This window comes from Marinospirillum sp. (genome assembly GCF_014859565.1).
Genome location: NZ_JACUUA010000217.1, coordinates 1 through 5,364, shown reverse-complemented (window position 1 = coordinate 5,364; position 5,364 = coordinate 1). Strand labels below are relative to the sequence as shown.

General features: G+C 48.5%; 7 protein-coding genes. All 7 read right to left on the bottom strand.

Going from position 1 to position 5,364, the window contains the following annotated elements:
• Positions 1 to 596 (bottom strand): acyltransferase (locus IBX50_RS16845; RefSeq protein ID WP_292257460.1); only part of this gene is annotated, 596 nt, incomplete at its 3' end.
• A gap of 75 nt (positions 597 to 671) precedes the next feature.
• The gene (locus tag IBX50_RS16840; RefSeq protein ID WP_292257459.1) at positions 672 to 908 is read right to left on the bottom strand and encodes a hypothetical protein; all 237 of its coding nucleotides are present in this window, start codon (positions 906 to 908) and stop codon (positions 672 to 674) included.
• A 5-nt stretch (positions 909 to 913) separates the two neighbouring features.
• Positions 914 to 1,120, bottom strand: coding sequence for a hypothetical protein (locus IBX50_RS16835; RefSeq protein ID WP_292257458.1), 207 nt, complete (start codon positions 1,118 to 1,120; stop codon positions 914 to 916).
• A 25-nt stretch (positions 1,121 to 1,145) separates the two neighbouring features.
• Entirely contained in the window at positions 1,146 to 2,261 is a 1,116-nt protein-coding gene (locus tag IBX50_RS16830; protein ID WP_292257457.1) for a DegT/DnrJ/EryC1/StrS aminotransferase family protein, read from the bottom strand.
• A gap of 51 nt (positions 2,262 to 2,312) precedes the next feature.
• Positions 2,313 to 2,888 carry a UDP-2-acetamido-3-amino-2,3-dideoxy-D-glucuronate N-acetyltransferase gene (gene wbpD / locus IBX50_RS16825; RefSeq protein WP_292257456.1) on the bottom strand — a complete coding sequence of 192 codons (576 nt, stop codon included), beginning with the start codon at positions 2,886 to 2,888 and terminating at the stop codon, positions 2,313 to 2,315.
• Positions 2,889 to 2,927: 39 nt separating this feature from the next.
• Positions 2,928 to 3,875, bottom strand: coding sequence for a Gfo/Idh/MocA family oxidoreductase (locus IBX50_RS16820; RefSeq protein WP_292257455.1), 948 nt, complete (start codon positions 3,873 to 3,875; stop codon positions 2,928 to 2,930).
• 18 nt (positions 3,876 to 3,893) lie between these two features.
• Entirely contained in the window at positions 3,894 to 5,168 is a 1,275-nt protein-coding gene (gene tviB, locus IBX50_RS16815; protein ID WP_292257454.1) for a Vi polysaccharide biosynthesis UDP-N-acetylglucosamine C-6 dehydrogenase TviB, read from the bottom strand.
• Positions 5,169 to 5,364: the final 196 nt, after the last annotated feature.

The following is a 5,364-nucleotide window of genomic DNA, read 5'->3' as shown; positions in this document are numbered from 1 at the left end:
AGGCTGTAGTAGGTCGCTTGCTCGATACCCAATATCCGCAGGCGGTATTCCGCTATCGCGGTTAACCCAATCAATAAACTGGCAAAGATCCACTTCAACCAGCGAACTGGCAGCAGGAGTACCATAAGGGGTGCCAGCAGGTAAAACTGGATTTCCACTGCCAAGGACCAGGTGTGCAGCAGGGGTTGTTCATGGTTGGCTGGGGCGAAGTAATCACCGAAATCAGCAAAATAGTTGTTGCTGTTGAACCAGGCGGCTTGTTCCAATCCTTTTTTGAAGGTGTTGAAGTCTTGCGGCAGGAAGAGTACAGCAGCGACGAGCGCAACGACCACTAGCATCACAAAGTAGGCTGGGGCGATGCGCTTGAAACGACTGGCGTAAAAGTATTTCAGGGTTGCAGTTAGGCTGTAATTGGCTTGTGTTCTTTTGTGCAAAAGAATGCTGGTGATCAAGAAGCCAGAAATCACCAAAAACACATCAACGCCGATAAACCCACCGGGCAGCCAAGTAGGGTTAAAATGAAAAGCCATCACGGCGAGTACCGCAATGGCTCTCAGCCCCTGGATGTCAGGGCGGTAAGTTTGGGCTACATTCATTACTGGATCCATTGTGCTACTGCTATCCCCACACCCAATAATGTTGCAACGAGAGCAGCAATGGCGATCATGAAGTTACGGGAAGACTGTTATTGCCCGGCGGGCGTGATTAGCGGCTTTGGTCAGCTCTTGCTCAACCTCACGGGGATCTTTATTAGCTAAAGCACGCGTCAGGTGATATCCGACATATCGAAGCTCATTTATGGAAGGTACACTGATAGCACCATCTATCTCTTCTGCTTCCTTGACCTTGGCCTCAGCTTCACTGAAAAGTGACAGCAGGCTTTCAAGTTGACTTTTATCAATTTCCATATTTTTTATAGGAAGCTGTGTTTAACTACTTTATCCAATCGTTCATCAAGATCTTTTTTGGTCAGGAAACGGCCATTCTGTAAAGAGACATTGCCGCGAGACAGAGTAGTAACCACTTTGGTTCTGATTCTTTGCTGGCTTTTTTGCTGTGCATGTTTCACTGATGATTGGCTAACAGTGCCAAACGCCTGTTTAAGCTTTAGCATCAACATTTTTGTCTCCTGTAATCTACTTGTCTCATGATAACAGACTTTCTACTACGCGCTGCTGTTCCTGCTCTGTCAGGTACGGGTGCATCGGCAGGCTCATTACTTCTTCTGCCACTTCATCCCCTATAGGCAGTTGTGCTTGGGTGTCTGCTACTGCGGGCTGTTTGTTCAGTGGTATGGGGTAGTGTACCGCTGTGGGGATGCCCGCTTCCTTGAGCTTTTGTTGTAGTTCTTCGCGGTTTTTTACGCGGATGGTGTATTGCGCCCAGGCGGAGGTGTTGTGGGGTTGTATTTCAGGAATCACTATTGATCGCTCTCGGAGAGAGCTCCCACCAAGTGAGTTCGTACAGGCTTTGTTGATTAGCTGCGTGTAGTTGGCAGCAACTTGGTTGCGCAGTTCGATTTCTTCAGCAAAGATTTCCAGTTTGGGTAAGAGAATGGCTGCTTGCAAGGTGTCTAATCGGCTGTTTACGCCTACTCGGATATGGTGGTAGCGCTTGTCCTGTCCATGGCGGGCGATCTGTCTCATGATTTTAGCCAGTTCTTCATCGTTGGTGAAGATGGCGCCGCCATCACCGTAGCAACCTAAGGGTTTGCTGGGAAAGAAGCTGGTGCAGGCGATGGTGGTTAGGTTGCAGGATTTTTTGCCTTTGTAGCTGGCACCGAAGCTTTGTGCGGCATCTTCTATAACGGGGATGCCGTGTTTTTCAGCAATGGCGTTGATGGCTTCAAAGTCTGCACATTGACCATAGAGGGAAACGGGAATAATGGCTTTGGTTTTGGGGGTAATCGCCGCTTCCAGTTTTGTAGGGTCCAGGTTGTAGGTTTTGGGGTCAATATCGACATAAACCGGTTTGGCACCCAGTACAGCGACTGTTTCTGCGGTGGCGATGTAGGTAAAGCCGGGTGTGATGACTTCATCACCGGGGCCGATGCCCAGTGCCATTTGGGCAATCTGCAAAGCATCGGTGCCATTGGCACAGGTGATGCAATATTTGGCACCGGTAAAGGCAGCCAGTTTTTCTTCCAGTTCGGAGACTTCAGGGCCGAGGATGTATTGGCCGTGTGCGAGAACTTTTTGAATGCCTGCGTCGATTTTGTCTTTTATGCGGGCTTGTTGTGCGGCTAGGTCTATGAATTGCATGCCAGTTTAATCACGCACGGAGTGCGCTCCTACAAGGGTTTTGAATGTATGTTAGGCTTTGGTTAGCTGATTGCCGTTGAGGGTGTAGGTTGCGCCTGTGTGTTCACAAACAGTGCTTGCTTGCCCTTGCAGCGGTAAATCCAGTTGTTCGCCGTATTCACTCATCCAGCCGATTTGTTTGGCGGGTACGCCGACCATCAGGGCATAGGCGGGTACATCTTTGTTGATGACGGCACCGGCACCGATGAAGGCGTATTCACCGATGGTCACACCACAAACGATGGTGCAGTTGGCCCCCAGGGTTGCGCCTTTTTTGACCAGGGTGTTGCGGTATTCATCTTTACGCTCAATCAGTGAGCGGGGGTTATAAACATTGGTGAAGACCATGCTGGGGCCACAGAACACACCTTCTTCCAGATGAACATTGTCATACACGGAGACGTTGTTTTGAATTTTACAGTGGTCGCCAATGGTGACTTTATTACCTACAAACACATTTTGGCCCAGGGAAACGCTTTTACCGATTTGGGCACCCCCGCAAACATGGACAAAATGCCAGACACGGCTGCCTTCACCGATTTGTGCGCCTTCGTCTACGATGGCTGTTTCGTGAACTTGGTAACTCATAAAGTTTTCGCTTGCGGAGCAAGCTCCCACGTCAATTGATTAAATGAATTTCTTCAGGAAAGGGTGGCCTTCGCCTTCAGCAGGCTGTTCAGGCTGTGCGGTGCGAATATGATGGACGGTTTCAATGCAGTGGCGGGCATCTTCTATGCCGTAGCCTTTTCCTGCCAGTATTCCCTGGTAACTGATGGTATGCAGATCGGTAAAGCCTGCTGAAAATTCGATCTGTTCACCTTCGCAACTGATGTTTCGGAAGGTGGTTTGTTTGCCCTGTACTTCTTCGGGCAGGTCGCTGGCATCAATGGACAAAAACCAGGGAACCCGAGCTTTTTCGTATTCCAGGTAGCCACTGGCTCGATAGTCATCGGCGTAATGCAGTACATTCTTTTCCAATTTGCCGAAGATAAAATGCAGCATGTCGAAGAAATGCACACCGATGTTGGTGGCTACACCAAAGGATTTGCGCGGGTCGCCCTTCCAGCTTTCCATGTACCACTTGCCACGCGAGGTGATGTAGGTCAGATCAACCTGATATTTTTCCTTGCGGTTTTCCTGGGCGACTTTTTCTTTCAGTTTGAGAATGGCTTCGTGGTGTCGTAATTGCAGGATGTTGTAAACCCGCTGGCCGGTTTCTTTTTCAACCAGGGCCAGCTCATCGAGCAATTCAGGAGTGGGTACCAGAGGCTTTTCACAGATGACATCACAACCCATACGCAAACCTGCAGCTATATGGGCAGCATGCAGGTAGTTGGGTGAGCAGACAGAGACATAATCCAGAGCTGTGTTGGAATCTCGTTTGAGCTGAAAGGCATGCTCCTGGAAGCGTTCAAATTCGGTGAAGAATTCGCTGTCCGGGGAAATACTGTCAATGATCCCCACAGAATCATTGATGTCGTAGCCAACACTTAAGTGATGGCCGAGGTCTTTGATGGCTTTCATGTGGCGTGGTGCGATGTAGCCAGCAGCACCTATCAGAGCAAAATTTTTCATAAAAGTCGGTCCATCCTTTTACAGGCGCAGGTCAGATTCGTGTTTGGCCAGTACGTGCTTCACATCGTAGAGCACATGCTTTTCTTTACCCAGAGCGCGGATTTTTTCTTCACCCCAGTGTTTAAAGTCTGAGTGGTCTACGGCCAGAACGATGGCGTCATAAACCCCTTCCAGCAGATCAGTTTCCAGTTTCAGGCCGTATTCGTGTTCGACTTCTTCAGGTTCTGCCCAGGGATCAAAAACATCGACATTCATATTAAAGCTTTCCAACTCTTTGATCATGTCAATGATTTTGGTGTTGCGCACATCCGGGCAATCACCTTTAAAGGTGAAACCCAGCACCAATACACGCGCTTCATCAATGTGAATTTTTTTCCGACTGACGGCTTTGACTAGTTGCGTGGCAGTGTATTGCCCCATCCCATCATTGATTCGTCTTCCTGCCAAAATGACTTCGGGTTGATAACCCACTTCTTTCGCTTTGTAGGTGAGGTAGTAGGGATCAACACTGATGCAATGCCCACCGACAAGACCGGGTTTGAAGGGCAGGAAGTTCCACTTGGTGCCTGCAGCTTCCAAAACTTCCTGGGTATCGATATTCAGGATGTTAAAGATTTTGGCAAATTCGTTGATGATGGCGATATTCAGATCGCGCTGGGTATTTTCAATCACCTTGGCGGCTTCAGCGACCTTAATATTACTGGCCAGGTGGGTGCCTGCAGTGATGATGGAGCGATAGAGTTCATCGACAAACTGGGCAATTTCAGGTGTGGAACCGGAGGTGATTTTTTTAATTTTGGTCAGGGTGTTGACTTTATCACCTGGGTTGATTCGCTCTGGACTGTAACCGGCATAGAAGTCTTTGTTGTATTGAAGACCTGAACCCTGCTCAATGACGGGGATACAAACTTCTTCTGTTGCACCTGGGTAAACCGTAGATTCATAAATGACCAGATCACCCGGTTTGATGACCGTGGCCAGCATGGCTGAAGCCTTGCGCAGTGGCGTCAGATCCGGTGCGTTGCTTTCATCAATCGGTGTGGGCACCGTAACGATATAAACATTGTAGTCAGCCAGGTTTTTAATTTCGCAGGTATAGGCTAGATGGGTTGCAGACTTGAGGCTGGCTTCATCCACTTCCAGGGTAAAGTCATGCCCTTGTTTGAGTTCTTCAATGCGTTTTTGATTGATATCAAAACCCAGCACTTCACGGTGCTTGCCAAACTCTACAGCCAGCGGCAGCCCTACATAACCCAGGCCAATGACTGCTATTCTTGCATTTTCCATTTTCATTAGGAAACCTTCTCCAAAACAGTTACTTGAATAAAAGTTACTTGAATTATTTTTGATAGACTTGATACCAATCCACAAAAGCCTGCATGCCTTTTTCTATTGAGGTGGCTGGCTTGTAGCCCACTGCAGCTTCCAGGCGACGGCAGGGAAAATGCATGAAAACCCTTATGCTGCAAGGACTTTACTCAAGTAGCTT